20 protein-coding genes are annotated in these 26,344 nt (G+C 68.5%); 18 read left to right on the plus strand and 2 right to left on the minus strand.

Annotation, left to right across the window (positions count from 1 at the left end):
- The first annotated feature begins 17 nt into the window (after nucleotides 1-17).
- From HRL41_RS04580 to HRL41_RS04615, 8 genes are all read left to right on the plus strand, one after another.
- Entirely contained in the window at nucleotides 18-596 is a 579-nt protein-coding gene (locus HRL41_RS04580; RefSeq protein WP_165172278.1) for a xanthine phosphoribosyltransferase, read from the plus strand.
- Entirely contained in the window at nucleotides 593-1,957 is a 1,365-nt protein-coding gene (locus HRL41_RS04585) for a uracil-xanthine permease family protein (protein WP_172135755.1), read from the plus strand. Before HRL41_RS04580 ends, HRL41_RS04585 begins: the two co-directional genes overlap by 4 nt.
- Before the next feature lie 229 nt (nucleotides 1,958-2,186).
- Nucleotides 2,187-3,056 carry a hypothetical protein gene (locus tag HRL41_RS04590; RefSeq protein WP_172135756.1) on the plus strand — a complete coding sequence of 290 codons (870 nt, stop codon included), beginning with the start codon at nucleotides 2,187-2,189 and terminating at the stop codon, nucleotides 3,054-3,056.
- 297 nt (nucleotides 3,057-3,353) lie between these two features.
- Nucleotides 3,354-4,550, plus strand: coding sequence for a glutamine amidotransferase family protein (locus HRL41_RS04595; protein WP_172135757.1), 1,197 nt, complete (start codon nucleotides 3,354-3,356; stop codon nucleotides 4,548-4,550).
- Between the two features lie 4 nt (nucleotides 4,551-4,554).
- Entirely contained in the window at nucleotides 4,555-6,060 is a 1,506-nt protein-coding gene (locus HRL41_RS04600; RefSeq protein ID WP_172135758.1) for a glutamate synthase-related protein, read from the plus strand.
- A gap of 4 nt (nucleotides 6,061-6,064) precedes the next feature.
- The gene (locus HRL41_RS04605) at nucleotides 6,065-6,529 is read left to right on the plus strand and encodes a 4Fe-4S dicluster domain-containing protein (protein WP_172135759.1); all 465 of its coding nucleotides are present in this window, start codon (nucleotides 6,065-6,067) and stop codon (nucleotides 6,527-6,529) included.
- Nucleotide 6,530: 1 nt separating this feature from the next.
- Nucleotides 6,531-7,889: an NAD(P)/FAD-dependent oxidoreductase gene (locus HRL41_RS04610; protein ID WP_172135760.1), complete on the plus strand. Its 1,359-nt coding sequence runs from the start codon at nucleotides 6,531-6,533 to the stop codon at nucleotides 7,887-7,889.
- Between the two features lie 2 nt (nucleotides 7,890-7,891).
- A complete protein-coding gene (locus HRL41_RS04615; protein ID WP_371808798.1) occupies nucleotides 7,892-8,632 on the plus strand; it encodes a glutamate synthase in 741 nt (246 codons plus the stop codon).
- 155 nt (nucleotides 8,633-8,787) lie between these two features.
- On the opposite strand, the gene HRL41_RS04620 is transcribed toward HRL41_RS04615, so the two are convergent.
- Nucleotides 8,788-9,213 carry a peptidylprolyl isomerase gene (locus HRL41_RS04620; RefSeq protein WP_165172292.1) on the minus strand — a complete coding sequence of 142 codons (426 nt, stop codon included), beginning with the start codon at nucleotides 9,211-9,213 and terminating at the stop codon, nucleotides 8,788-8,790.
- A 74-nt stretch (nucleotides 9,214-9,287) separates the two neighbouring features.
- A complete protein-coding gene (locus tag HRL41_RS04625) occupies nucleotides 9,288-10,559 on the minus strand; it encodes a glutamate-cysteine ligase family protein (RefSeq protein WP_172135761.1) in 1,272 nt (423 codons plus the stop codon).
- A 366-nt stretch (nucleotides 10,560-10,925) separates the two neighbouring features.
- On the opposite strand from HRL41_RS04625, the gene argC reads away from it, so the two are divergent.
- The 10 genes from argC (at nucleotide 10,926) to tyrS (ending at nucleotide 26,164) form a co-directional block, all read left to right on the plus strand.
- Entirely contained in the window at nucleotides 10,926-11,996 is a 1,071-nt protein-coding gene (gene argC / locus HRL41_RS04630) for an N-acetyl-gamma-glutamyl-phosphate reductase (RefSeq protein WP_172135762.1), read from the plus strand.
- Between the two features lie 11 nt (nucleotides 11,997-12,007).
- Complete coding sequence (gene argJ, locus HRL41_RS04635; RefSeq protein WP_172135763.1) at nucleotides 12,008-13,300, plus strand: bifunctional glutamate N-acetyltransferase/amino-acid acetyltransferase ArgJ; 1,293 nt, start codon at nucleotides 12,008-12,010, stop codon at nucleotides 13,298-13,300.
- The gene (argB, locus tag HRL41_RS04640) at nucleotides 13,297-14,250 is read left to right on the plus strand and encodes an acetylglutamate kinase (protein WP_165172300.1); all 954 of its coding nucleotides are present in this window, start codon (nucleotides 13,297-13,299) and stop codon (nucleotides 14,248-14,250) included. Before argJ ends, argB begins: the two co-directional genes overlap by 4 nt.
- 213 nt (nucleotides 14,251-14,463) lie before the next feature.
- Nucleotides 14,464-15,699: an aspartate aminotransferase family protein gene (locus HRL41_RS04645; protein WP_172135764.1), complete on the plus strand. Its 1,236-nt coding sequence runs from the start codon at nucleotides 14,464-14,466 to the stop codon at nucleotides 15,697-15,699.
- A 682-nt stretch (nucleotides 15,700-16,381) separates the two neighbouring features.
- Nucleotides 16,382-17,734 (plus strand): argininosuccinate synthase, encoded by a 1,353-nt coding sequence (locus HRL41_RS04650; protein WP_172135765.1) that lies wholly within the window; start codon nucleotides 16,382-16,384, stop codon nucleotides 17,732-17,734.
- A gap of 120 nt (nucleotides 17,735-17,854) precedes the next feature.
- The gene (gene argH, locus HRL41_RS04655) at nucleotides 17,855-19,252 is read left to right on the plus strand and encodes an argininosuccinate lyase (RefSeq protein WP_172135766.1); all 1,398 of its coding nucleotides are present in this window, start codon (nucleotides 17,855-17,857) and stop codon (nucleotides 19,250-19,252) included.
- A 229-nt stretch (nucleotides 19,253-19,481) separates the two neighbouring features.
- Nucleotides 19,482-21,809: a transglycosylase domain-containing protein gene (locus tag HRL41_RS04660; RefSeq protein WP_371808799.1), complete on the plus strand. Its 2,328-nt coding sequence runs from the start codon at nucleotides 19,482-19,484 to the stop codon at nucleotides 21,807-21,809.
- Between the two features lie 77 nt (nucleotides 21,810-21,886).
- Nucleotides 21,887-22,387 (plus strand): hypothetical protein, encoded by a 501-nt coding sequence (locus HRL41_RS04665; protein WP_172135767.1) that lies wholly within the window; start codon nucleotides 21,887-21,889, stop codon nucleotides 22,385-22,387.
- Complete coding sequence (locus HRL41_RS04670; protein ID WP_172135768.1) at nucleotides 22,388-24,895, plus strand: DUF3656 domain-containing protein; 2,508 nt, start codon at nucleotides 22,388-22,390, stop codon at nucleotides 24,893-24,895. It abuts the gene before it with no gap.
- A gap of 57 nt (nucleotides 24,896-24,952) precedes the next feature.
- A complete protein-coding gene (tyrS, locus tag HRL41_RS04675; protein ID WP_172135769.1) occupies nucleotides 24,953-26,164 on the plus strand; it encodes a tyrosine--tRNA ligase in 1,212 nt (403 codons plus the stop codon).
- Nucleotides 26,165-26,344 lie beyond the last annotated feature (180 nt).

The following is a 26,344-nucleotide window of genomic DNA, read 5'->3' on the forward strand; positions in this document are numbered from 1 at the left end:
CAGGGAGAGGATGGCTTATGCGGCTGCTTGAAGAGCGCATCAGGCGCGACGGCGTGGTGAAGGACAACGACGTGCTGAAGGTCGACTCGTTTCTGAACCACCAGATGGACGTGGCTCTGTTCGACGCCATGGCGAGGGAGTGGTGGAGGCGGTTCTCCGACCGCCCGATCAACAAGATCCTCACCATCGAGGCGTCGGGCATCGGCATCGCCGCCGTGACGGCGCAGTGCTTCGGCGTGCCGGCGGTGTTCGCGAAGAAGTCGCAGAGCATCAACCTCGACGGCACCGTGTACGCCACGCGCATCAAGTCGTTCACGCACGGCAAGGTGTTCGACGTCATCGTGTCCACGCGCTGCATCGGCCCTGACGACCACGTGCTCATCATCGACGACTTCCTGGCGAACGGCTGCGCCCTGAACGGCCTCATCGAGATCTGCGAGAACGCGGGCGCGGTGGTCGAGGGCATCGGCATCGCCGTCGAGAAGGGATTCCAGGGCGGCGGCGACAGCCTGCGCGAGCGCGGCTACGACCTGCAGTCCCTCGCCATCATCGAGTCCATGGACGCCGAGACGGGCGAGATCGTGTTCCGCGCATGAGCGGGGGGATGGACGCCTCGGCGCTCTCGTCGCTCGATGCGAAGATCCCCTTGGTGCGGGCGTTCCCGTACGGGCTCCAGCACGTGCTCGCCATGTTCGTGGCGAACCTCGCGCCCATCGCCATCATCGCGGCGGCTGCGGGCCTCACCTCCGAGCAGGGCGCGCTGCTCATCCAGAACGCCATGCTCATCGCGGGCATCGGCACGTTCATCCAGCTGTTCCCCGTGTGGCGCGCGGGCTCGGGCCTGCCCATCGTCATGGGCATCAGCTTCACCTTCGTGTCGGTGGCCTGCACCATCGCGGCGACGTCCGGCTACGGCGCGCTCATCGGGGCCGTCATCGCAGGCGGCGTCATCGAGGGCGTGCTCGGCCTGTTCGCGCGGTACTGGCGGCGCGTCATCACGCCCATCGTGGCGGCGGTGGTGGTGACGGCCATCGGGTTCTCGCTTCTGAGCGTGGGCGCGGCGTCGTTCGGCGGCGGCTCGGGCGCCGAGGACTTCGGCTCGTGGGAGAACTTGGCGCTCGGCACGGTGTCGCTCGTGGCGTGCCTGGCGTTCCAGGCGCTGGCGAAGGGCACCACCAAGCAGCTCGCCGTGCTGTTCGGCCTGGTCGTGGGCTATGTGGTGGCCATCCCGCTCGGCAAGGTCGACTTCAGCGTGTTCGCGGGCGCCGCCCCCGTCGCGCTGCCGACGCTCATGCCGGTGACGCCCGAGCTCGACTTGGGCGCCATCATCTCCGTCACGCTGATCTTCCTGGTGTCAGCTACCGAGACCATCGGCGACGTGTCGGCGCTCACGGCCGTGGCGTTCAAGCGCGCGCCGTCTGACAGGGAGCTTTCCGGCGCCATCGTGGCCGACGGCTTCACGAGCACGCTCTCGGGCTGCTTCGGCTGCTCGCCGGTGACGTCGTTCTCGCAGAACGTGGGGCTGATCGCCATGACGAAGGTGGTGAACCGCCGCGCCATCGCCACGGGCGCGTTCGTGCTCGTGCTGGCCGGGTTCGTGCCGGTGGTGAGCCTGGCGTTCTCGTCGCTGCCCGAGGCGGTGCTCGGCGGGTGCACCATCATGATGTTCGGCAACATCATCCTGAGCGGCTTCCAGATGATCGCGAGCGCCGGCTTCTCGCAGCGCAACATCACCATCGCCGCGCTCTCGCTTGCGGTGGGCATCGGGTTCACCCAGATGAGCGACATCTTCGGGGTGTTTCCCGCGCTCGTGCAGAGCGTGTTCGCCACCAACTGCGTGGCCGTGGTGTTCGTGGTGGCCATCGTGCTGTCGCTCGTGCTGCCGAGGGACGCCAAGGTGGAGGGCCCGCTCGTGGTGGAGGACGCGGCCGAGGGGGCGCACGGCGGCGCGCGGTGACGCGCAGGCTCCGAAGGGGCGCGCGGCGACGCTTGGCGTCGTGCGGCTGACGCTGCCCCCGGGGCGTGGTTGACGCGCGCCCGCGCGCTTTCGCCTCACGGGCGAGGCATCCCTCGCACTGCCGCAAATTTCGAAAAATAGTGCGAATTTCTCTGAACAAATGTTCCTTATTCATGCTATACTGGCTGCGAAAAAGAACAGGTGTACGAAAAATGAAGAGGTGATCCGCATGTCAGTGCAGTCAGGTGGCAACGGTCGGCAGTTCTGCTTCGGAGAGCTCGAGGTCAGCGCAGATGACGTCATCACGGTGAGGGAGGCGCTGGCGTCATGCGGCGCGCGCGACCTCCTCGAGGCAGTCCTCGGCGCCGAGGCGGGGTGGCGCGTCTCGGTTGACGCGCTTGACGGGGCCTGCGCGGAGGCGCTCGCCCGAAAGATCGAGGCGTCGTTGCGCTGCATGCTCAACGTGCCGCCGTGCGCGGACGCGCATCCGGAGAGCCTCGTCGTCCCCTGGGAGCGGCTCGAGGTGGTTGACGCGCGGGGCACGCTGCGGCGGCGCGTGGGGGCAGCCGTCCTCGACAGCGGCAACGTGCCTGAGATGGCCGCGCTGCTCGACGGGGGAGCGGCTCGCGTGGCGGGGCTCGCGGCGCTGCGGGACGCGGAAGGCAGCGCCGAGCGCGCGTGCGCCGGCAGGCCGTGGGCGTGGGGGCGCCTTGCGCGCTCAGTTCTCCCGCTCGCCTTCGAGCCGTGGTCCGAGACGCTCAGCCGGCGCATGTGGGTTCCGCGGTCGCTGTGCGAAAAGGAGCGCTGCCTCGCGGCGGGAAGCGTCTTCTGGGCCATGACGTACTTCGGCTTCGGCGCGGCGCGGGCGCGCCGTCCTCCCTGCGGGGCGGCCTGGCGCAAGGAGCGCTTCCTGCGCGGCGAGGACGGCCTTTCGTGGGGAGGCATGTTCGCGCCGGAGGTGCCCGAGGGTCGTCTGCCTCCCCTTGACGAGGGCTACGCTCGCCGGCTTGCGAGAATCGCCGAGCTCTTCAACTACAACAGCTGGATAGACCTGCTCCAGGCGCTGGTTGAGCTCGATGCCCTGAAGGCGGCGGCCTGAGCTTCTCGAACGCGTGCGGCCTCGCGCGGTCTGCGCGGGGCCGCACGCGAAACAGGATGGAAACGAGGAGCATACGCGCCTGAAACAATAGCCGCCTATGCTGGTGTGACCACAGGATGCAGGCGCCCTGCGCCCCCGCCAACCGCCGAGCTGCGTCGGCGCTTCCGGCGTGCGAGGCGGTCGCAGCTCCAGGTTCGGGCGTGACCTCGGACCTCGCGCTCGGCCGTGGGGTCTGCGGCGGGGGCGCAGGGCGCCTGCATGGCTGGGGCGTTTGCCTATGAGACGAGGAGTACATCCATGCAGAACAGGGAAAGCCTCAGGGAGGGACGCGTCAGGATACCCTCGGGCTGCGCCATCGCGGGCATCATGGACCGCAGCGGCAGTCGGCATGACGGGAGCGACATCTTGAAGTCGATCGCCCTCATGCACGACCGCGGCAACGGCCTCGGCGGCGGGTTCGCGGCGTACGGCATCTACCCTGAGTACAAGGACCTCTACGCGTTTCACATCATGTACGAGAGCCGTGACGCGCGCACGGAGACGGAAGCCTACCTCGACAAGCACTTCATGAGCGAGAAGCAGGAGCGCATCCCCACGGAGAGCGTCGGCTCCATCAAGAACCCGCCCGACATCTGGCGCTACTTCGTGGCGCCGCACCCCATGCGCCTCAACATGAGCGGCCTGGACGAGTTCGAGTACACCATGCAGCACGTGTTCCACGTCAACGGCCAGATCGACGGCGCCTTCGTGGCCTCGTCGGGTAAGAACATGGGCGCCTTCAAGGGCGTCGGCTACCCGGAGGACATCGGCGAGTTCTACCGCATCCAGGACTACCGGGCGTGGGCGTGGACGGCGCACGGGCGCTTTCCCACCAACACGCCCGGCTGGTGGGGCGGCGCGCACCCCTTCACGCTGCTCAACTGGTCGGTGGTGCACAACGGCGAGATCTCCAGCTACGACACCAACCGCCGCTACGTCGAGCAGTTCGGCTACGACTGCGAGCTCCAGACGGACACCGAGGTCATCACGTACCTGTTCGACCTGCTGGCCCGCCGCCACGGGTTCTCGCAGGAGATGGCGGCGCACATCATGACGGCCAGCTCGTGGGATGACATCGACCGCATGGACCCCGAGCGCGCCGCCTTCGAGACGGCGCTGCGCACCACCTACTCGAGCGCCCTCGTGAACGGGCCGTTCTCGGTGATCCTCGGCTCCGACGAGGGGCTGCTCGCCCTCAACGACCGCCTCAAGCTGCGCGCGCTCATGGCGGCCGAGAAGGGCTCCATGGTGTATCTGGCCAGCGAGCAGGCGGCCATCGAGGTCGTGTGCCCTGACGCCGAGAACGTGCGCTCCATCGAGGGCGGCGTGCCGTTCGTGGTCCAGCTCGACGAGGTGGCCCGCCGCAAGCGCGGCGAGTCGGCGGAGAACACGCCGTCGGCCAAGCCGTTCAAGCACGAGGTGGGCGTTCTGCCGCGGAGAAGGAAGGAGGCGTAGGAACATGCTCGACTACCTGCTTCCTCGCTACAAGGTGGAGCGCGACCGCGACCTGTGCGTCCAGTGCGGCGTGTGCGAGCGCTCGTGCGCGAACGAGGTCCACCACGTCGACCCTGACCTCGGCCGCGTGGTGGCCGACCACGCGGCGTGCGTGAACTGCCAGCGCTGCGTGGTCATGTGCCCCACGAAGGCCATCGCCATCACCAAATGGCCCCAGGTCGACAGCGGGTCGGCGAACTGGACGCTCGGCTACATGCAGGACATCGCCAAGCAGGCGCAGACCGGCGCGGTGCTCCTGTCCTCGATGGGCAACCCCGAGCCGTACCCCATCTACTGGGACCACCTGCTCCTGAACGCGAGCCAGGTCACGAACCCCTCCATCGACCCTCTGCGCGAGCCCATGGAGACGCGTGTGCTCTTAGGCGGCCGCCCCGGCATGCTCAAGGTCAACGAGCGCGAGCACAAGCTCGTGTCGCCGATGCCGCCGCAGATCAAGCTCGACGTCCCCCTCATGTTCTCGGCCATGAGCTTCGGCTCCATCTCGCTCAACGCGCAGATGTCGCTCGCCATGGCGGCGCGCGAGCTGGGCACGTACTTCAACACGGGCGAGGGCGGCCTGCACCGCGACCTCGAGCCCTACGCGGCGAACGCCATCGTGCAGGTGGCCTCGGGCCGCTTCGGCGTCGACCCCCACTACCTCGCGGCGGGTGCCGCGATCGAGATCAAGATCGGCCAGGGCGCCAAGCCCGGCATCGGCGGGCATCTGCCCGGCGAGAAGATCAACGCCGAGGTGTCGCGCACGCGCATGATCCCCCAGGGCACCGACGCCATCTCGCCGGCGCCCCACCACGACATCTACTCGATCGAGGATCTGCGCCAGCTCATCTTCTCGCTGAAGGAGGCCACGCGCTACGCCAAGCCCGTCGCGGTGAAGATCGCCGCCGTGCACAACGCAGCCGCCATTGCGTCGGGCATGGCGCGCGCAGGAGCCGACATCATCGTGGTCGACGGCTTCCGCGGCGGCACCGGCGCCGCGCCCAAGCGCATTCGCGACAACGTGGGCATCCCCATCGAGCTCGCGCTGGCCGCTGTCGACCAGCGCCTGCGCGACGAGGGCATCCGCTCCACGGTGAGCCTGGTGGCCGCAGGCTCCATGCGCAGCTCGGCCGACGTGGTGCGCGCCATCGCGCTCGGCGCCGACGCGGTCTACTGTGCCTCGGCGGCGCTCATCGCGCTGGGGTGCCACCAGTGCGGCGACTGCTCGAGCGGCAAGTGCAACTGGGGCATCGCAACGCAGCGCCCCGAGCTCACCCGCCGCCTCAACCCCGAGATCGCGGCCGAGCGCGTGGTCAACCTGATCCGCGGCTGGAACCACGAGATCCAGGAGATGATGGGCGGCATGGGAATCAACGCCATCGACAGCCTGCGCGGCAACCGCCTCATGCTGCGCGGCGTGGGGCTCAACGAGAAGGAGCTTGAGATCCTCGGCGTGAAGTACGCGGGAGAGTGATGATATGAAGCGAATCTACGCCATCGAGTCCTGGTGCATCGACTGCAGGCGCTGCGAGGTGGCCTGCAAGACGTTCCACTCGAAGAGCAAGAACACGGTGAAGGCGTTCACGCTGGAGTTCCCCGCCCCGCGAAACCGCGTGCGCGTGGAGGGCGGCAAGACGCTCTCCCTCGCCGTGAACTGCCGCCACTGCGCCCATCCCAAGTGCGTCGAGGGATGCATCTCGGGCGCCATGACGAAGAACCCGAAGACGGGCGTGGTCACGTCTGACCCCGAGAAGTGCGTGGGCTGCCGCACGTGCGTGTCGATGTGCCCCTTCGGCGCCGTGCGCGTCGAGGACGTGGTCGATAAGGGCGTCGCCTACAAGTGCGACCTGTGCGGCGAGGTGCTCGGCGAGCCGGGCGAGCCCAGCTGCGTGGCGGCGTGCCCCAACCGCGCGCTCATCTACGTGGAAAGCGAGGAGTGCTAGCATGGCGAACCTCAAGACCGACTACCTCATCATCGGCAACTCCGCCGCCGGCGTGACGGCGGCGGAGCAGATACGCGCGCATGACGAAGGCGCCTCCATCACCGTCGTCAGCCGCGAGCCCTATCCCGCATACGGACGCCCCCTCATCTCGTATCTGATCGAAGGCAAGACCGCCGAGGAGAAGATCTGGCTCAAGCCGGCGGGCTTCTACGAGGACCAGCGGATAGAGGCGCTGCTCGGGCCCGAGTTCGAGGTCGTGGAGCTTGACCCCGAGCCTCATGAGGCGCGCCTGGCCAACGGCCAGCGCGTGGCGTACGGCAAGTGCCTGCTCGCCACGGGGTCGGTTCCCTTCACGCCGCCCATCAAGGGGCTTGCCGGGAAGGGCAACGTCTGCACGTTCATCACGCTCGATGACGCGAAGGCCGCCTGGGACATGGCCGAGCAGGTCACGAAGGCGGCGCACGCCCAGGGGCGCGAGAGTCGCATCATGGTCATCGGCGCGGGCCTGATCGGCCTCAAGGCCGCCGAGGCGCTGTCGTACCACGCCGACGAGATCCTCGTGCTCGAGCTGGCGCCGCGCATCCTGCCCGCGGTGCTCGACGCCGAGGGCGCCGCCGTCCTGCAGGGGCTCATCGGCGAGCACGGCATCACGTGCTCGCCGGGCGTCTCCGCAAGCGAGCTTCTCGGCGAGGGGGAGCGCATCACGGGCGCGGTCCTCACCAACGGCGAGGAGGTCTCCTGCGACATGGTGGTGGCCGCGGTGGGCGTGCGCCCGAACTCCGCTCTGGCGGTGAGCGCCGGCGCCGCGCAGGGACGCGGCCTCATCTGCGACGAGGCGCTGCAGACGAGCCTGCCCGACGTGTACGCCGCCGGCGACGTCGTCCAGGTGACCGACGTGCTCGACGGCGCCGAGCGCCCCCTGGCCCTGTGGCCCAACGCCATGCGCCAGGGCAGGCTCGCGGGCCTGCACATGGCGGGCGCCGCCGAGGCCGAGCCCTACCGGGGGAGCTTCGCCGTCAACGCAGTCGACTTCTTCGAGGCGTCGCTGCTCACGGCGGGCGTCATCAACCCCGCGGCGGACGCGGGCTGCGAGGTGCGCGTCATCGCCGAGGGGGCGCGCTACGCGAAGTTCGTCACGCGCGCCGGGCGCCTGGTGGGCTACATCCTGCTCAACCGGCCCGAGAACGCAGGCATCTACACGTGGCTCATCGAGCACGAGGTCCTGCTCGACGAGCTTGACGAGCGCATCTTCGAGGAGGCCCCGGCAAACCTCGACTTCTCGCAGAAGACGCGCTGGGAGCGCCTGCACAAGTGCTACCCCGCAGATCGTGACGAGCGCGGCTGGAAGGAGCGTGCGTAGAGGTGGCCCAGGAACTGACGGCACGGGTATCGGTCGAGCTGGGGACAGCTCACTTCAAGGAGGCCAACGAGCAGGTGCGCGCGGCGCTCGAGCGCGCCGACGTGGTCGAGCTGCATCGCGTGTACGCGCAGCGCTACCTCGGCTGCGCCATGCCCGCGGGCAAGCGCCTCGAGATACACGGAACGCCCGGCAACGACATGGCCTGCTATATGGACGGCGGCGCCATCGAGGTGTTCGGCAACGCCCAAGACCAGATCGGCAACACCATGAACGCAGGCAGCATCGTCATCCACGGGCGCTGCGGCGATGCGGCGGGCTACGCCATGCGCGGCGGCGAGATCTTCGTGCGCGACGGGTGCGGCTGGCGCGTGGGCATCCACATGAAGCAGTACGAGCAGAAGCGCCCCACCATCGTGATCGGCGGCGACGCGGGGAGCTTCCTCGGCGAGTACATGGCGGGCGGCGTCATCGTGCTTCTGGGCAGGCCGGGCGAGTACCTGGCCACGGGCATGCACGGCGGCGTGATCTACCTGCGCAGCAAGCTGGACGCGCGGGACGTGCCGCAGGGGCTGGTGCTCGAGGCGGTGGACGAGGCGGACAAGGAGCTTTTGCGCGATCTGCTCGGGCGCTACAACGATGCGTTCGCCGACGAGCTCGGCGCGCCCCTCGCGGATGACGGCGAGGGCTTCTGGCGGCTGCGCCCCGCCTCGTCGCGCCCCTACGCCAGCATGTACGCGAACTAGCCGCGAGCGCACGGAGGCCCCGCATGCTCAAACATGCGGGGCCTCCTCGAACCGCTCAAATTCGCGCGCCCCTTCCGCATGCGGGCGCGTCGTGCCGTGCGACGTCGCGCCTTGCGCGGAGCGCCTCCTCGCGCGCCCCTGCGCGCAGGGCCGTGCTACTTGACCTCGACCAGCTCGATCTCGAAGTTGAGGGCCTTGCCGGCCATCGGGTGGTTCATGTCGAACGTCACCATGCCGTCCTCGATCTTCACCACCTTGACCGGCATGGGCTGGCCGTTCGGGCCGTGCATGTACACGGTCTGGCCCACGGGCAGCTCGGCGGCGTTGGACACGTTCTCCATGGGCACCTCCTGGATGAGCTCCGCGCGGACCTCGCCGTAGGCGTCCTCGGGCTCGATGCGCACGGTCTTCTTCTCGCCCACCTGCATGTCGACCACGGCCTGGTCGAAGCCGGGTATCATCTGGCCCGCCATGCAGGTGAACTCGATGGGCTCGCCGCGGTCGTAGGACGAGTCGAACTGCTCGCCGTCGTCAAGCGTGCCCCGGTAATGCGCCTTGACGGTCTTTCCCTCGTTGCTCATGAAGCGTTCCTTTCGCTTGTCTCCCATGATGCGAGAACTATACCACGCCCGCGGGCTCTGCCTGCTCGCCCCGCCTACGCGCGCACATCTTCCCGACAGGCGAGGCGCGCGAGCGTCGTGCGCTCGCGGGCCAGCTTCGCCAGCGGCTCCAGGTGCGCGCGGTCCTTCTCGGCCAGCCCCGCCTGCGCGATGCGCATCACGTCGTCGACCACGTCGCCCGCGGGGCGCCCGTAGATCGCGCCCTCGTAGCCCGCCTCCATCAGCGACTCCTTCGCACATGCGATGTCATCGGCGCTCACCTGCGCGAACAGCTCGTCAAGCGCGTCGAGGCCGCTTGCGGAGTAGAACAGCCCCCTGATGAGCGCCGCGTAGGCGATCACGTAGGGGACGGGCATGGCGTCGGCCGGCCTGATCTCGATGTAGGTCTTGAGGCGCACGTCGGTGAAGAACATGGACAGCGCGTGCTCGACGTCGGCCTGCTGCATGGGGACCTCGGCGTAGATCTCCCCGAACGTGCGCTCGTCGAAGCGCCACTGCCCGTCGGCGTCGGCGTCAGGGGAGAGGATGGCGGGCGCGTCGAGGATGTAGGCTGCGTAGTCCTCGAGCGTGAAGCCGGCCTCCATCACGTGCGGCACCACGCCGCAGCGGTCGGGGTCGCAGAACTTCCAGATCTCGGTGCGCATCAGCTCGTGGGGGCGCGGCGCGCCCTCGAACACGGGCGCGTTGTCGCACAGAAGCGACAGCACGGGCGTGAGCGCGAAGGCCAGGCGCAGCTTGCGCAGGCAGTCCTCTGCGGAGGTGTAGTCGAGGGACACCTGCGTCGAGGCGCTGCCGCGCATCATGCGCACGCCGAACGGAGAGATGGCGCCCAGGTAGCGGTTCATGAGCTCGTAGCGGCGCTTCGGGATGAGCTCGAGCGAGGCGGCGCGGGCGGTGGGGTGGTAGCCGAGCGTGAGCACGCGCACGTCGGTCGGCTCGAGCGCGCGCGCCATGCGCTCCTCGAACTCCTCGAAGCACGCGCGGGCGTCGTCGAGGTCAGCGAAGGGGCCGGCGGAGAGCTCGACCTGCGCCGCCGGCTCGATGGTCACGGCCTGCGGCCCCCGCGCCACGCCCAGGAGGTCGCCCTCGGCGTCGCGCGTCTCGACGGTGTAGTGCGCGCTCAGCTGCTCGAGCAGCCATTCGGTGCCGTGCTCCTCGCTGTAGGACACGGCGCGCCCGTCGCGGTGCAGCAGCGTGTGCTCGAGCTCGATGCCGAGCCTCTCGGCGCGGTCCTTGACGCCGCTTTCAAAGAACGAGACGATGGCTTCTATGTTGTCTTTGCGCGCTGGCTGGTCGATCTCGGTCATTATTCGACTCCTGAACTTAAAATTAAGCGCCATGTAACAGAACTTGTGTAAAATACCCTCAAGTTAAGCGCTCATATTAGCACGGTCAGCGGTCATGGGCGCAGAGGGCATCGAAAACGAGGACAGATCGTGGAATTGGACGGCAAAACCCAGATCTTCGCCGGCGCAGGCGCGCTGGCTCCTCGACGACGTCTGTGGCGCAGCAGCCGCACCTGACCCTGTCATCGAACGGGGCTCTCAAGCGATGCCTTGCGAAAGCGGGCGCTCCCATCTGGCTGACTGCGCGCCTCCATCACGTATCTTCGCGACTTCCCGCCGCCTCGGCGCGGGGGTCGCTCTGCTTCCATCTGAATCGAGGACTCACTTATGACCTATAAAGCAGGAATCGTCGGCGCGGCGGGCTTCGCGGGCATCGAGCTCGCGCGCCTCGTGCTCGCCCACCCCTCCTTCGAGCTGGTGGCCGCCACGTCCGACGCGCTGGCGGGCACTCCGCTCGCGAAGGCGTACCCCGCCTTCGCAGGTGTCACCGACCTGGCCTTCTCCACGCATGCGGAGGCGAACCTCAGCGCGTGCGACGTCGTCTTCCTCGCCGTGCCCCACACGGCGGCGCTCGGCATGGCGCCCGCGCTCGTCGCGCAGGGCGTGACGGTCGTCGACCTCTCGGCCGACTTCCGCCTGAAGGACCCGCAGACCTACGAGCGCTGGTACAAGACCCCGCACACGGCCGCGGACCTCTTGCAGAAGGCCGCCTTCGGCCTGCCCGAGCTCACCGGCGACGAGCTGGCGCGCGCGGCGGCTGAGCGCGCGCGCGGCGGCGCGGCGCTCGTGGGGTGCGCGGGCTGCTATCCCACGGCCACCTCGCTCGCGGCGGCGCCCGCCATCCGCGCGGGGCTCGTCGACGCGCAGGGCGTGGTCGTGGTCGACGCGGTGTCGGGCGTGACCGGCGCGGGCAAGAAGGCCACCGAGCGCACGCACTTCTGCTTCGCCAACGAGAACCTCGAGGCGTACGGCGTGGCGACGCACCGCCACACGCCCGAGATCGAGCAGATCCTCGGGCTGCGCGCGGGCGGGCTGGTGTTCACGCCGCACCTCGCGCCGCTCAACCGCGGGCTGCTCTCCACGGTGACCATGCCGCTTTCGCCGGACGCCCCTCTGCCGAGCACGTCCGAGCTCGTGCAGCTCTACCAGGACTTCTACGCGTCGTCCCCGCTCGTCGCGGTGATGCCGGAGGGGCAGCTGCCCAAGACGGCGTCGGTGGCGGGGACCAACCGCGCGCACGTGGGCGTGGTCGTGCACGAGGCGGCGCGCATGATCGTGGGCATCGGCGCCATCGACAACATCGGCAAGGGTGCGGCGGGCCAGGCGCTGCAGTGCGCGAACATCGTCTTCGGCTTGCCCGAGACGACGGGCCTCGACTACGTCTCCGTCCCCGTTTAGGAGGCCAGCAGATGAGCATCACCAACGACGACTACGCGCAGCGGTTCGGCTGCGCCTACGTTGAGGACGGCGGCGTCGCCACGGCGCAGGGGTTCGCGGCCGCGGGCGTCCACGCGGGGTTCCGCGCCGACCCTGACCGGCTCGACCTCGCGCTCGTGGTGGCCGACGAGCCGAGCGCCGCGGCGGGCGTGTTCACCACCAACGTGTTCTGCGCCGCGCCCGTGCAGGTGTGCCGGGAGCGCCTGTCCGAGGGCGGCGTGGGCGCGGGCGCCTACGGCACCGCGCGCGCCGTGGTCATCAACTCCGGCTGCGCGAACGCCGCGACGGGCGAGATCGGGCGCGAGGCCGCGCGCGAGACGGCGCGCATCACGGCCGACGCCGTGGGCTGCACCTCCGACGAGGTGCTCGTGGCCTCCACGGGCGTCATCGGCGTGCACCTGCCGCTCGAGCCGTTCGCCTCAGGCGTGCCGGCGGCCTTCGCAAGGGCCTCGCGCGCGGGCGGCGCCAGCGCGGCGCGGGCCATCATGACCACTGACACGCACCCGAAGGAGTGCGCCGTCACCTTCTCGGGCGAGGGCGTCGGCTACGAGGGCGCCACGTTCACGGTGGGCGGCATGGCGAAGGGCTCGGGCATGATCATGCCGAACATGGCCACCATGATCGCCGTCATCACCACCGACGCGCCTGTCGCGGCGCCCGACCTGCACGCGGCGCTGAGCCGCGCGGTGAACGCGAGCTTCAACAAGATCACGGTGGACTCCGACACGTCCACCAACGACTCGTGCTTCATCCTGTCGAGCGGCGCGGCCGCCCCCGCCGCCCCGCCGCTCGAGCCGGGCAGCGCCGCCTTCGCGCGCTTCGAGGAGGCGCTCGCGCAGGTGTGCGTCACGCTCGCCCGCGCCATGGCGACCGACGGCGAGGGCGCGACGCGCCTGGTCACGGTGAACGTGCGCGGCGCGGCGAGCGAGGACGACGCCGACGCGGCGGCGCGCACGGTGGCGAACTCGCCGCTCACCAAGACGGCCGTCTACGGGCGCGACGCCAACTGGGGCCGCATCGCCGCCGCGCTCGGACGCAGCGGCGCGCGCTTTGCGCAGGAGAACGTCGACATCGACATCATGGGCATGCCGGTGTGCCGCGGCGGGCTCACCGTCGAGTTCGACGAGGACGAGGCGCTCGCGCGCTTCGAGGAGCCCGAGATCGTCATCGACGCCGACCTGGGGGAGGGCGCCTGCGCGACCACGGTGTGGACCTGCGACTTCAGCCACGAATACGTTTCGATCAACGGAGATTACCGCTCATGAACTACGACTCCCAGACGCGCCCCCACGGCGTTTCCAGCATAACCGGCGAGGTCCTCACCGAGGCCATGCCTTGGATCAAGAACGTCACGGGCAAGACCGTGGTCATCAAGTACGGCGGGTCGGCCATGGAGAACGAGGAGCTGCGCGCCGAGGTCATGGCCGACATCGTGCTTCTGAAGATCATCGGCGTGAACCCCGTGATCGTGCACGGCGGCGGCAAGGCCATCACGCGCGCCATGGAGCGCTTCAACCTGCCCGTGGAGTTCGTCGACGGGCAGCGCGTGACGACCGATGAGGCCATGGGCCTCGTGCGCATGGTGCTCACCGGCGAGGTGAACCAGGAGCTCGTGGAGGCCATGAACCAGCACGGCAACATGGCCGTGGGCATCAGCGGCGCCGACGCGGGCATCATCGTGGCCGAGCAGGCTGACGCGCGCCTCGGCCGCGTGGGCCGCATCACGCGCATCAACAGCGCGCTCATCGAGGATTTGGTGGCCGCCGACTACATCCCGGTGATCGCGTCGGTCGCCATCGGGGAGGACTCGGGCTGCTACAACGTCAACGCCGACGTGGCGGCCGGGCACATCGCCGCCGCCATCGGCGCGCACAAGGTGGTGTTCCTCACCGATGTGGACGGCCTGTACGAGGACTACCCCCGTCGCGAGACGCTCATCTCGAACATGAAGCTCGACGAGGCGCGCAGCATGATCGCCTCGGGCACGCTGTCCACGGGCATGATCCCCAAGCTGCGCTCCTGCGTGACGGCGCTCGCGGCGGGCGTCATGCGCGCGCACATCATCAACGGCATCACGCCGCACGCGCTTCTGCTCGAGCTGCTCACCGACAAGGGCATCGGCACCATGATCGCGCGCCCCGGCGCGCCCGACACGTCGGTCGTGTCGCCCGTGGGCAACTTCGCCGCGAAGCTGATCGAGAACAGGAACTTATGAGATTCCGCCCGTCCTGACGGAACGGGCGGAATGCTCGACGCTGCGGCCTTCTGATGCATTCCACCTAGCCCCTTGTGCGCTTTCCTTCGCGTACCGAAGTACGCTCAGCCGCGCGGCGGAGCTATCTGGAACGCCTCAGAAGCCCTCGCTGACTTTGACAGACCATGCGATTTATACTTGTTTCTACATGTCTTATTTTCGAAGGGAAGAGAAATGACCTACCAGCAAGAAGCCGAGCTTGAGAGCCGCTACGTGATGCCCACGTTCGGCCGCAAGCCGGTCGAGTTCGTGGAGGGCTCGGGCATGACGCTCGTGGACAGCGAGGGCAGGGAGTACCTCGACTTTTTGTCCGGCATCGGCGTGGTGAGCCTGGGGCACTGCCACCCCGCGCTCGTCGCCGCCGTGAGCGAGCAGGCGGCCAAGCTCATGCACGTGAGCAACTACTACTACATCGAGAAGCGCGGCGAGGTGGCGCGCATGCTCTCCGACCTGCTGAACGCCGAGGTAGAGCCCGCCGAGCGCAGCGCGTGGAAGACGTTCTTCGCGAACTCGGGCGCCGAGGCCAACGAGTGCGCCATCAAGCTCGCGCGCCTCTACGCGCGCAAGCGGGCCGTCGCGGCGGGCAAGCAGGATGAGGCGGCGCCCCGCCTCATCGTGACCATCGAGCGGAGCTTCCACGGCCGCACGCTCGCCACGCTCGCCGCCACGGCGCAGCCCGCCAAGCAGGAGGCGTTCCAGCCGCTGCCGCAGGGGTTCGTCGCCACGCCCCTCAACGACGTGGCGGCGCTCGAGCAGCTGTTCGCCGAGCGCGGGGACGAGATCTGCGCCGTCATGCTCGAGTGCATCCAGGGCGAGTCGGGCGTGCACCCGTGCACCGCTGACTTCATGGCCGCAGCCCGCCGCCTGACCGCCGAGCGCGGCGCGCTGCTCATCTGCGACGAGGTGCAGTGCGGCATCTTCCGCATCGGCAAGCCCTACGGGTTCCAAGCCCTCGGCGTCACGCCCGACGTGGTCACCATGGCCAAGGGCATCGCCTCGGGCATCCCCATGGGCGCGTGCGCGGCGCGCGGCGACGCGGCTGACACGTTCGGCCCGGGCGACCACGGCTCCACCTTCGGCGGCAGCAACATCGCCATCGCGGCAGCCCACGCCACGCTCACCGAGCTCTCCCGCGAGGGCTTCGGCGCGCACGTGGCCGAGGTAGGCGCCTACCTGCGCGAGCGCCTTTCCGCGCTGCCGCAGGTGGTGGAGGTGCGCGGGGACGGCCTCATGGTGGGCGCCGACCTGGCAGAGGGCGGTCCCTCCGCAGGCGACGTGGTGCTCGCCGGCCTCGAGGCGGGCCTCGTGCTGAACGCCCCCGGCCCGCGCACCCTTCGCTTCCTGCCGCCGCTCATCTGCGAGAAGGCCCACGTCGACGCGCTCGTCGAGCGCCTGGGGAAGCTGCTGTAACGCCGGTTCCGGCGCGCAGCGCACGCTGCGCGCCGACCCTTCGCCTCCCGCCGTCCCCGCACCCGCCGCACGCCGCGCCGCCCTCGCGCGGCCGCGCCATCTGCCCGCCGCGCCGCCCTCCCGCGGTCGCGTCCGTCGCGCTCCCTTCGCCTTCCCCTCGTCTGCGCCTTCGCCCGCTTTCGGGAAATTTCGCAAAAAAATCCTTGCATTCCGCTGCTCTTACGCTACTATATCGAACGATCAATTTTGCTGATCGCGGGTACTCAACCCCGCGGGTTGTACGAGAGGGAATGCCTTACATGCACCAGAGCGTCACGCATATCGCCCACGCGTCCGGCTTCTCCGGCGCCATGGCTGACGCTGCCTTCCTCGTGCGACGTACCACGGCCGACGTTCGCGTCGTCAGCCGTCTGCGACGACGTTAAACGAACGTCCATCTGAGAGGGTGCTTTTCCCCTCGTCTCGTCTCGCCCCGAGCAGACAGGCCGCTGGCGCATGCCCTGCGCCCGCATCTCAGGAAAAGCCGTGGTGCACAGCAGCTCACTTCGCACGTCGTTGCTCCCCAGACCCGCAAACTCGGCCGCGCCCAGTCGCGGGGGTTTGGCGGCAGCGAATCGAAAACAACCTGGTGTTCGCCGCGAAAGGGCAGCAAACCGTTCGCATAGCAAGAAAGGCGCACATCATGACGACAACCACCGCAACCTCCACCTCCGCCCCGAAGGACAAGGTCATCCTCGCGTACTCAGGCGGCCTCGACACGTCGGTCTGCATCAAGTGGCTGCAGGAGAAGTACAACCTCGACGTGATCGCCCTCGTGGGCGACTTGGGCCAGGAGCACGACGGCCTCGAGAAGGTCAAGGCCAAGGCGCTCAAGACCGGCGCCCTCGACTGCCTCGTGGTCGACATGCGCGAGTCGTTCGCCAACGAGTACCTGAACGTGGCCATGGCCGCCAACGCCCTGTACGAGAACAAGTATCCCCTGGTGAGCGCCCTCTCGCGGCCGCTCATCGCCAAGCACCTGGTTGACGCGGCCCACATGTTCGGCGCGAAGTACATCGCGCACGGCTGCACGGGCAAGGGCAACGACCAGGTGCGCTTCGAGGCGTCCATCCTGATGCTCGACCCCGAGCTCGAGATCATCGCACCGGTGCGCGAATGGGACCTGGGCAGCCGCCCCGAGGAGATGGCCTGGGCCTCCGCGCACGGCATCGACGTCCCCACCACCACGGCCTCGCCGTACTCCATCGACGACAACCTCTGGGGCCGCGCCATCGAGTGCGGCGTGCTCGAGGACCCGTGGTGCGAGCCCCCGGCCGACATCTACACCATGACGACCGACCCCGCCTGCGCCCCCGACGTCCCCGCCTACGTCGACGTCACCTTCGAGGGCGGCCTGCCCGTGGCGCTTGACGGGAAGAAGATGAGCTACCTCGAGATCATCTACGCCATGAACAAGATCGCCGGCGAGAACGGCTTCGGCCGCCTCGACATGATCGAGAACCGGCTCGTGGGCGTGAAGAGTCGCGAGTGCTACGAGGTGCCGGGCGCGCTGGCGCTCATCGAGGCGCACAAGGCGCTCGAGGACCTCGTGCTCGAGCGCAGCGTGCTTCACTACAAGCTCGGCATCGAGCAGTCGTGGGCCGAGTGCGTGTACAACGGCCTGTGGTTCTCGCCCCTCAAGGAGGCCCTCGACGCGTTCCTCGCCACCACCCAGCAGTGCGTCACCGGCACCGTCAAGCTGAAGCTCTTCAAGGGCAGCTGCACGGTGGTCGGGCGCAAGAGCGACTACTCGCTCTACGCCTACGAGCTGGCCACCTACGACGCCGGCGACGAGTTCGACCACGCCGCGGCCAAGGGCTTCATCGACCTGCACGCGCTCACCTGCAAGGTGTGGGCGAAGAACCGCCACGCCATGGGCGCGTCCCTCAAGCAGTTCACGCCGGTGGCCTCCACGGCTGACGAGTTCTCCGCCGCTGACTCCCAGATGGTGGAGCAGGCCGAGGCGTACATGAAGGAGGCGCGTGTCACGGCGTAAGCCGCGCGCCGCGCGACACGCCGCCGCGCATCGCCGAGCGCGCGGTGCCGCATCGCCGGCATCGCGCGCTCGGGCATCATATATACAAGTAGGCAAGAGGAGAGGGAGGAGACACGCATCATGGCACTGTGGTCAGGACGGTTTGAGGAAGGCGTGAGCGAGTTCACGCAGCGCTTCGGGGCGTCGCTCCCGGTTGACAGGCAGCTCTACGCGCAGGACATCGCGGGCTCGAAGGCGCATGCCGCCATGCTGGCCCGCCAGGGCGTCATCAGCCACGAGGACGCCTTGGACATCGAGGCGGGCCTCACCGAGATCGAGCGGTCCATCGAGGAGGGCGAGTTCACCTTCGACGTGAACGACGAGGACATCCACATGGCCGTCGAGGGCGTGCTCACCGCCAACATCGGCGACGCGGGCGCGCGCCTGCACACGGGGCGCAGCCGCAACGACCAGGTGGCCACGGACACGCGCCTGTTCGCGAAGAAGCGCTGCCGCGACCTCATGCGGGCCAACACCACGCTGCGCCATGCGCTCATCAAGCAGGCCCAGGAGCACTTCGACGTGATCCTGCCCGGCTACACGCACATGCAGCACGCCCAGCCGGTGCTCTTCTCCCACCACCTGCTCGCGTACACGTGGATGCTCGCGCGCGACTTCGAGCGCCTGCAGGCGGCGTACGCGGCAGCCGACGCCAACCCGCTCGGCTCGGCGGCGCTCGCGGGCACCACCTACCCGCTCGACCGCTTCCAGACCACGCGCGCGCTCGGGTTCGACCACCCCATTCCCAACTCGCTCGACGCCGTGTCCGACCGCGACTTCCTGCTCGACCTCATCTACGCCTGCAGCGTGTCGTCGATGCACCTGTCGCGCCTGTGCGAGGAGATCATCCTGTGGTCCACCTCCGAGTTCGGCTTCGTCACGCTGTCGGACGCCTACTCCACGGGCTCCTCGATCATGCCGCAGAAGAAGAACCCCGACTTCGCCGAGCTCATCCGCGGCAAGTCGGGCCGCGTCATCGGGGATCTGGTGGCGCTGCTCGTCACGTGCAAGTCGCTTCCGCTGGCCTACAACAAGGACTTGCAGGAGGACAAGGAGGGCGCCATCGACGCAGCCCAGACGCTCGAGGACTGCTACGTGTGCGCAGCCGGCATGATCTCGACCATGACGGTCCACCCCGACGCCATGATGGCGCAGGCGCGCCGCGGCTACCTCGCGGCGACGGACGTGGCCGACTACCTCGCCAAGCGCGGCATGCCGTTCCGCCAGGCGCACGAGGTGGTGGGGCATCTGGTGCTCCTGTGCGAGAAGCGCGGGTGCGACCTGGAGGACCTCGCGCTCGACGACTTCAAGGCGGAGAGCGACCTGTTCGAGGCCGACATAACGAGCGCCCTCAACCTCGAGGCCATCGTGGCGGCGCGGACCACCTACGGCGGCACCGGGCATGCGGCCGTGCGGCAGCAGATGCAGGAGGCCTCAGGCAGGCTCGACCAAGACGAGGGCCGCATCCCGCGGCTGTAGCGAAGGCGCGCGGCGGCAGGCCCGAAGGCGCGCGGCGGCCCCAAGATGCGCGCAGTGGCGTTTCCACGATGCGCGCGGCTTCATCCCCAAGGCGCGCACATCGTCGCCCGTCGCCGCACTTCGTGAAGAATTCCGCCTTTTGATGTGACCTTTTGTTTTCAAAGTTGACTCTTGGGCGCGGCATATGCGCTCGATGATACAATGAGGCGAGTTTTGAACGGAGGTTTCAGTGGGCTCACGCGCGATCAAACGCCGCCATGGCGTCAAGAAGAGAAACGGGAAGACCATCCTGCTCGCCGTCGTGTCGGTGATCGCCGCGGTCATCATCGCGGGCGTCGTCGGCGTCGCCGCGCTGTGCCAGACGTGGCTGCAGGACCTCCCCGACTACACCAACGTCGAGGCCCTCAACACCGCCCAGCCCTCGCTCGTCTACGCGACGAACTCCGAGACGGGCGAGCAGGTCCTGCTCGCCGAGTTCCAAGCGGTGAACCGCGAGCCGGTCGAGCTCAACCAGATCAGCGAGCTCGTGACCAAGGGCACGGTCGCCACCGAGGACGAGCGCTTCTACGAGCACAACGGCGTGGACATCGTCGGCGTCGGCCGCGCGCTGCTGAACAACTTCATGGGCGGCGAGCTCGAGGGCGCGTCCACCATCACGCAGCAGTTCGTGCGCAACACCATCCTCTCCGACGAGATGACCGACATCTCGTTCAAGCGCAAGGTCCGCGAGATGTACCTCGCCTACAAGCTCGAGCAGATCTATACCAAAGACGAGATCCTGCTCATGTACTTGAACACCATCAACTACGGCGCCGGCGCCTACGGCATCGAGGCGGCGTCCGAGCGCTACTTCTCCAAGCACGCCACCGACCTCACGCTCAACGAGGCTGCCACGCTCATCGGCATCCCGCAGTCACCCACCTACAACGACCCGCGCCTCAACGAGGATCAGAGCACGAAGCGCCGCAACGTGGTGCTCGACCGCATGGTGTCGAACGGCGTGGTCACCCAGGAGGAGGCTGACGCGGTCAAGGCCGAGCCCATCACGCTCAACGAGAAGGAGCCCTCCGAGACGGGCATCTACGAGCAGCCGTACTTCACCTCCTACGTGCGCGAGCAGCTGCTCGACCCCGACGGGCGCTACAAGTTCTCGGTCGACGAGGTGTTCAAGGGCGGGCTCACCGTGCATACCACGCTCGACCTCCACGCGCAGGAGGCAGCTGAGGCCGCCGCCGAGCGCAAGCTCGACGCGGTGGGACACGAGTACGAGGTGTCGCTCGTGGCCCTCGACCCCGACAACGGGCACATCAAGGCCATGATCGGCGGCAAGGACTACAGCGCGACGCAGGTGAACATGGCGACGGGCGACGGCACCAACGGCCGTCAGTGCGGCTCGTCGTTCAAGTTCTTCACGCTCGTCGCCGCGCTCGAGGCGGGCATCGACCCGAAGACCATGATCGACGCGAGCACGTGGGTTGACGTGCCGGGATCTGAGCACGTGCACAACGACAGCTACACGAACTGGGGCACGGTTCCCATCTCCAAGGCGTTCGCCGTATCTTCGAACACCGCGTTCATCCGCCTCATCATGTCGGTGGGCGTCGACGAGGTGATCGACACGGCGGAGAAGCTCGGCATGACCGCCGACCTCCCCGAGGTGGCGGGCCTCACGCTCGGCATCGCGTCGGTGACGCCGCTCGAGATGGCGCAGGCGTACGCGGTGGTCGCCAACGGCGGCACGCTCTACAAGGCCGAGTGCATCGAGCGCATCGAGGACGCGAGCGGCAACGTGATCGTCGACAACTCCAACCCCTCAGGCGAGCGCGTCCTCTCGCCCGAGGTCTCCCATGCGGCCGTCGAGGTGATGAAGGGCGTCGTCACGAGCGGCACGGGCACGGCCGCGCGCCTGGCGAACGGGCAGGAGGCTGCCGGCAAGACGGGCACCACCGACGAGGAGAAGGACAGCTACTTCTGCGGCATCACGCCCCAGTACGCGGTGGCCCTCTGGCTCGGCGAGCGCGCCGAGCGGTACGAGGACGCGAGCCCCGTCTACAATCCAGTTACCAGCGTGTTCTCGGACTTCTTGAACCAGATGCTGAAGGGCGAGCCCCTCGAGAAGTTCCCCACGGCGGCTGACCCGGCCTACAAGAAGAACTTCGTCGACGAGAAGAACCACATCGGCGGCTACTACTACTCAAGCGGGTCGGGAACGATCTCGAGCTCGAGCGCGTCGAGCTCCGCAAGCTCAAGCGCCTCAAGCTCCGCGAGCTCGAGCGCAGCGAGCTCTGCGAGCTCGTCGGCATCCGCGAGCGCACCTCCCGCAAACGGCGGCACAGGCACGTCATCAGGCGGCAATGCAGGTGGCGGCAACGCAAGCACGGGCAGCGCCGGCGCGGGAGGCAATGCTGCAGGCGGTGCTGGCGGCGGCAACGCGAGCGGCGGAAGCGCAAGCGGCGGCAACGCAAGCGGCGGCAACGCAGGCAGAAGCGCTGGCGCGGGCACGCCCGCTCCCGCCTCGGACCAGGGAAGATCAGCCGCACCGAGTCCGAGCAACTAGCTTTACCGCGCTGAGCTGCGCGACGAGCAGCCATAGGCAACGCAGCCCGCATGCTGCGGCAAACCGATAGGAGAACCATGAAGCACAGCAAGATAGCGCGCCTTCTGGCGCTCGCCTGCGTCGGCATCCTCATGGCGGCGGCGCTCGCCGGCTGCGCGCAGCAGAACAGCGCGGCAAACGAGCAGCAGGCGAAGAGCCGCCAGTACATGTCCTCGGTGAACCAGACCATGGAGGACCTCTCGAGCCGGTTGGAGAGCTTCGAGGACGCCGTCTCGCGCGGCGATGCCGTCACCATGCGCACCCAGGCCGACAACGCCTTCAAGGTGCTCGACGCGCTGGCCGCCATCGAGGTCCCCGAGGGGCTTGATGACGTGCAGACGGGCTACGTCGACGGAAGCAACAAGCTCAAGGAGGCGCTCAACGCCTACATCGGGCTCTACACCGAGATCGACAGCGCAACCGAGGAGCACCCCTTCGACTACGCCACCTACGATGAGCGCGTCAAGTCCATCCAGGAGCTCTATGACGAGGGCGTGTCCCTGCTTGAGGAAACCGACAAGAAGGCTACTGAGCTGTAAATGAACAACGTTGAGCTTTTGGCCCCCGCCGGCAACGTCGCCGCGCTCCACGCGGCGGTGAGCGCGGGGGCAGACGCCGTATACCTCGGCCTCGAGGCGTTCAACGCGCGCCGCGGGGCCGACAACTTCACCATCGAGACGCTCGAGCAGGCGTGCGCGTACGCGCATCTGCGGGGCGTCAACGTGTATGTGACCATGAACACCGTGGTGCTCCCGCAGGAGATGCCCGAGGCCCTCGAATGCGCGCGCCAGGCGTACCGCGTCGGGGCCGATGCCTTCATCGTGCAGGACATCGGGCTGGCCGCCGAGCTCACGCGCACGCTGCCCGAGGCGCGCCTGCACGTGTCAACCCAGATGAACACGCACAGCGCCGCCGGCATCAGGGCTGCGGCGCGCTTGGGCGCCGCGCGCGTCACGCTGGCCCGCGAGCTCTCGCTCGGGGAGGTGGAGGAGCTCGCCGCCTGCGCCGCGGCCTACGACATGGAGGTCGAGACGTTCGCGCACGGCGCGCTGTGCGTGTGCTACTCGGGCCAGTGCCTCATGTCGTCCATGATCGGCGGGCGCTCCGCGAACCGCGGCATGTGCGCGCAGGCGTGCCGCCTGCCCTACGAGCTTAAGAACGCGGCGCTCCGCAAAGACCTCCCGTCGCCGGGCGAGCACCTGCTCTCGCCGCAAGACCTCTGCACCGTCGACCTTCTGCCCGACCTCGTGCGCGTGGGCGTGTCCTCGCTCAAGATCGAGGGACGCATGAAGTCTCCCGAGTATGTGGCGTCTGTGACGGCGGTCTACCGCAGCGTGCTCGATCGCGTCCTCGCCGCCGAGGAGGAGGGCGCGTCAGCTCGCGTCGCTGCCACGAAAGGCGAGCATGACGAGCTCGCGGCCTCGTTCTCGCGTGGCTTCACGACGGCGTACCTCGAGGGCGAGCGCGGCAACGACATCATGAGCTACCAGCGCCCCAACAACCGCGGCCAGTTCGTCGGGCGCGTGAGCGCGGTGAGGGACGGGCGCGCGCTCGTAGCCTCGAGCTGCCGGCTCGTCGCCGGCGACGTCGTCGAGTTCTGGACGAAGAAGGGCCACGTCGCGCTGACGCTCGCCGACACCCCGCCCGTCAAGGACGGCCTCGCGTCACTTGCGCTTGACGGCAAGACGCGCTCGGTGCGCGCGAGCGACCGCGTGTTCCGCGTGCGCAGCGCCGAGGCGGCCTTCGCTGACGACGCGCTCGAGCCGCGCGTTCCCGTCAGCGGGCGCGTGACGCTGCGCCAGGGCGCGCCGCTTTCCATGGAGTTCACGCTCGCGCAGGGCGAAGGGGGGCTTGCGCGCACGGTGTCCGCCCGCCTCGGCGCGCGCTTCGCCTCAGCGCCTCCTTCCGGCTACGCCGAGGGGTCCGTCGTGGAGGCCGCGCGCACCAAGGCCGTGACCGCCCAGGACGTGCGCGCGCACGTCGACCGCCTCGGGTCGACGCCCTTCGTGCTCGAGGACCTCTCCGTTGATCTTGACGAGGGGGTGGGCATCGGCTTCTCCGCCATCCACCACTGCCGCGCCGCCGCGCTCGAGAGCCTGCAGGACGCGCTGCTCGAGGGCCGGCGCCGCCGCAGCCTCCCGCGCGTGAAGGACCGCGACGTCGCGTGCGTCGACCCCGTCAAGGCGTGCCTTGTCGCAGCGTGGGCTACCAACCCGGTGTGCGCGCGAGCGGCGAAGCGCGCCGGCGCCGACGTCATCTACGTCCCGGCGCTCAACTACCGCCGCGGCGAGGCCGTCATAGCGGGCCAGCTCACGGGCACGGCCGAGCAGGCGGGGTATCCCAAGCAGTGCGTGATCGCCCTGCCCGTGATCGACCACGACCCGTGCGGCGACGCCCGCGAGGCGCAGGTCGACTTCGACCCCTGGCGCTACGTCAAGCCGGGCAAGCCGGCGCTCGTCGAGAGCCTCGGCGCCCTCCAGCGCGCTGACGAGATGGGGGTGCTCGCCGAGGTGGGCCCGCACCTTCCCGCCACGAACCAGCTGGCGCTTCACGTGCTGCACGACTTCGGCGCGCGCCGCGCGTGGCTGTCGCCCGAGCTCACGCTGCGCCAGATCGAGGACGCGGCGGCGGGTTCGCCCCTCGAGCTCGGCGTCACCGTGGCGGGCTCCCAGGAGCTCATGGTCACCGAGCACTGCCTGCTCATGAGCCAGGGCCCCTGCGACCAGCAGTGCGGCGCCTGCCCGCGGCGCCGAAGCCCGCATTTCCTGAAGGACCGCAAGGGCTTCGAGTTTCCCGTGGTCACCGACGCCCTCGGGCGCAGCCACCTGTACAACAGCGTGGCGCTCGACGTGGTGCCCGCCATCCCCGACCTTCTGGCAGCCGGCATCTCGGCGTTCCTGGTTGACACCACGCTCATGAACGGAGAGCAGGCGGCCCAGGCGGTCGGCCGCGCGGTCCGCGCGCTCAAGGTGGCGCAGGCTGACGGCAACACCCTGGCCAAGCTTCCCGACACCACGAGCGGTCACTTGTACCGAGGGGTGAGCTAGCCTGCCGGCTTTTGCGGTATCATGTTTCCGCATCATCGCGAAGAAGGAAGAACAACCATGCTCTCACCAGAAGAACAACTTCACATCATAAAGTCGGGCGCGGCGCAGATCGTCCCCGAGGCGGCCCTGCTCGAGAAGCTCAAGCGCGGACGCCCGCTGAACATCAAGCTCGGCGTCGACCCCACCGCCCCTGACATCCACCTCGGACACGCGGTGCCGCTGCGCAAGCTGCGCCAGTTCCAGGACCTGGGGCATCACGTCACGCTCATCATCGGCGACGGCACGGCGCTCATCGGCGACCCTTCGGGCCGCAACTCGACGCGCCCCCAGCTCACGCGCGAGCAGATCAAGGCCAACGCGCAGACCTACGTCGACCAGGCGTTCAAGGTGCTCGACCCCGAGAAGACCACGCTGCGCTACAACTCCGAGTGGATCCTCTCGCTCGACATGGAGGGCCTGCTCAAGCTCACGGCGCACTTCACCGTGGCGCGCATCCTCGAGCGCGACGACTTCCACAACCGCTATACCTCGAGCCAACCCATCAGCCTGCACGAGTTCCTCTACCCCGTGATGCAGGCGTACGACTCGGTGGTCATCGAGGCTGACGTCGAGCTCGGCGGCACCGACCAGCTGTTCAACCTGCTCGCCGGCCGCGAGCTCATGGAGAAGATGGGCCTCGAGCCGCAGGTGTGCCTGACGCTGCCCCTGCTCGAGGGCACTGACGGCGTGAAGAAGATGTCGAAGAGCTACGGCAACTACGTCGGGCTCACTGACGAGCCGTCTGACATGTTCGGCAAGATCATGTCCATCCCTGACGAGCTCATGGTGAAGTACTACCGCTTGGCATCGACCGCTCCCGTCGAGGAGATCGACGCCATCGAGGCAGGCCTTGCGGCTGACGAGCTGCACCCGAACAAGGTGAAGCGCGCGCTCGCGCGCAACATCGTGGCGGCCTACCACGACGACGAGGCGGCCGTCGCAGCCGAGGAGCAGTTCGACCTGGTGTTCAAGAAGCACGACATCCCCGATGACATCCCCGAGTACGCAGCCGACCTCACGCCGAACGCCGAGGGGCTCGTGTACTTGGCCAAGCTTCTCAACGACGCCGGCCTCGCGCAGAGCACGGGCGAGGCGCGCCGCCTGATCGACGGCGGCGGCGTCAAGGTGAACGGGGAGGCGCTGGCGGCGAAGACGTACAACGTCGAGCCGTCGCTGCTCGCAAGCGCTGTCATCCAGGTGGGGAAGCGCAAGTTCGTCAAGCTGGTGTAAGGCCAGGCCTTTCAAGGAGCAACGCATGAGGCGACGGCGCCCCTCGGGGCGCCGGTTGATTTGCGAAGTCAGCCGAACACCTTCCCTCGACCTGCGCGTTCCATGGTTAGCCGAACGCGATGACGGTGTTCTGCGGGCGACCTATCGGGATCTTTTCCTGTTCGGATGACTCTGGAGGCA

The sequence above is a fragment of the Adlercreutzia sp. ZJ473 genome (assembly GCF_013185065.1).
In the GTDB taxonomy this organism is placed as follows: Bacteria; Actinomycetota; Coriobacteriia; order Coriobacteriales; family Eggerthellaceae; genus CAAEEV01.

Bases quoted from the DNA above. Each gene is read 5' to 3' on its own strand.
- HRL41_RS04580 (WP_165172278.1), top strand. From the start codon at position 18: ATGCGGCTGCTTGAAGAGCGCATCAGGCGCGACGGCGTGGTGAAGGAC.
- HRL41_RS04585 (WP_172135755.1), top strand. From the start codon at position 593: ATGAGCGGGGGGATGGACGCCTCGGCGCTCTCGTCGCTCGATGCGAAG.
- HRL41_RS04590 (WP_172135756.1), top strand. From the start codon at position 2,187: ATGTCAGTGCAGTCAGGTGGCAACGGTCGGCAGTTCTGCTTCGGAGAG.
- HRL41_RS04595 (WP_172135757.1), top strand. From the start codon at position 3,354: ATGCAGAACAGGGAAAGCCTCAGGGAGGGACGCGTCAGGATACCCTCG.
- HRL41_RS04600 (WP_172135758.1), top strand. From the start codon at position 4,555: ATGCTCGACTACCTGCTTCCTCGCTACAAGGTGGAGCGCGACCGCGAC.
- HRL41_RS04605 (WP_172135759.1), top strand. From the start codon at position 6,065: ATGAAGCGAATCTACGCCATCGAGTCCTGGTGCATCGACTGCAGGCGC.
- HRL41_RS04610 (WP_172135760.1), top strand. From the start codon at position 6,531: ATGGCGAACCTCAAGACCGACTACCTCATCATCGGCAACTCCGCCGCC.
- HRL41_RS04620 (WP_165172292.1), bottom strand. From the start codon at position 9,213: ATGAGCAACGAGGGAAAGACCGTCAAGGCGCATTACCGGGGCACGCTT.
- HRL41_RS04625 (WP_172135761.1), bottom strand. From the start codon at position 10,559: ATGACCGAGATCGACCAGCCAGCGCGCAAAGACAACATAGAAGCCATC.
- argC (WP_172135762.1), top strand. From the start codon at position 10,926: ATGACCTATAAAGCAGGAATCGTCGGCGCGGCGGGCTTCGCGGGCATC.
- argJ (WP_172135763.1), top strand. From the start codon at position 12,008: ATGAGCATCACCAACGACGACTACGCGCAGCGGTTCGGCTGCGCCTAC.
- argB (WP_165172300.1), top strand. From the start codon at position 13,297: ATGAACTACGACTCCCAGACGCGCCCCCACGGCGTTTCCAGCATAACC.
- HRL41_RS04645 (WP_172135764.1), top strand. From the start codon at position 14,464: ATGACCTACCAGCAAGAAGCCGAGCTTGAGAGCCGCTACGTGATGCCC.
- HRL41_RS04650 (WP_172135765.1), top strand. From the start codon at position 16,382: ATGACGACAACCACCGCAACCTCCACCTCCGCCCCGAAGGACAAGGTC.
- argH (WP_172135766.1), top strand. From the start codon at position 17,855: ATGGCACTGTGGTCAGGACGGTTTGAGGAAGGCGTGAGCGAGTTCACG.
- HRL41_RS04665 (WP_172135767.1), top strand. From the start codon at position 21,887: ATGAAGCACAGCAAGATAGCGCGCCTTCTGGCGCTCGCCTGCGTCGGC.
- HRL41_RS04670 (WP_172135768.1), top strand. From the start codon at position 22,388: ATGAACAACGTTGAGCTTTTGGCCCCCGCCGGCAACGTCGCCGCGCTC.
- tyrS (WP_172135769.1), top strand. From the start codon at position 24,953: ATGCTCTCACCAGAAGAACAACTTCACATCATAAAGTCGGGCGCGGCG.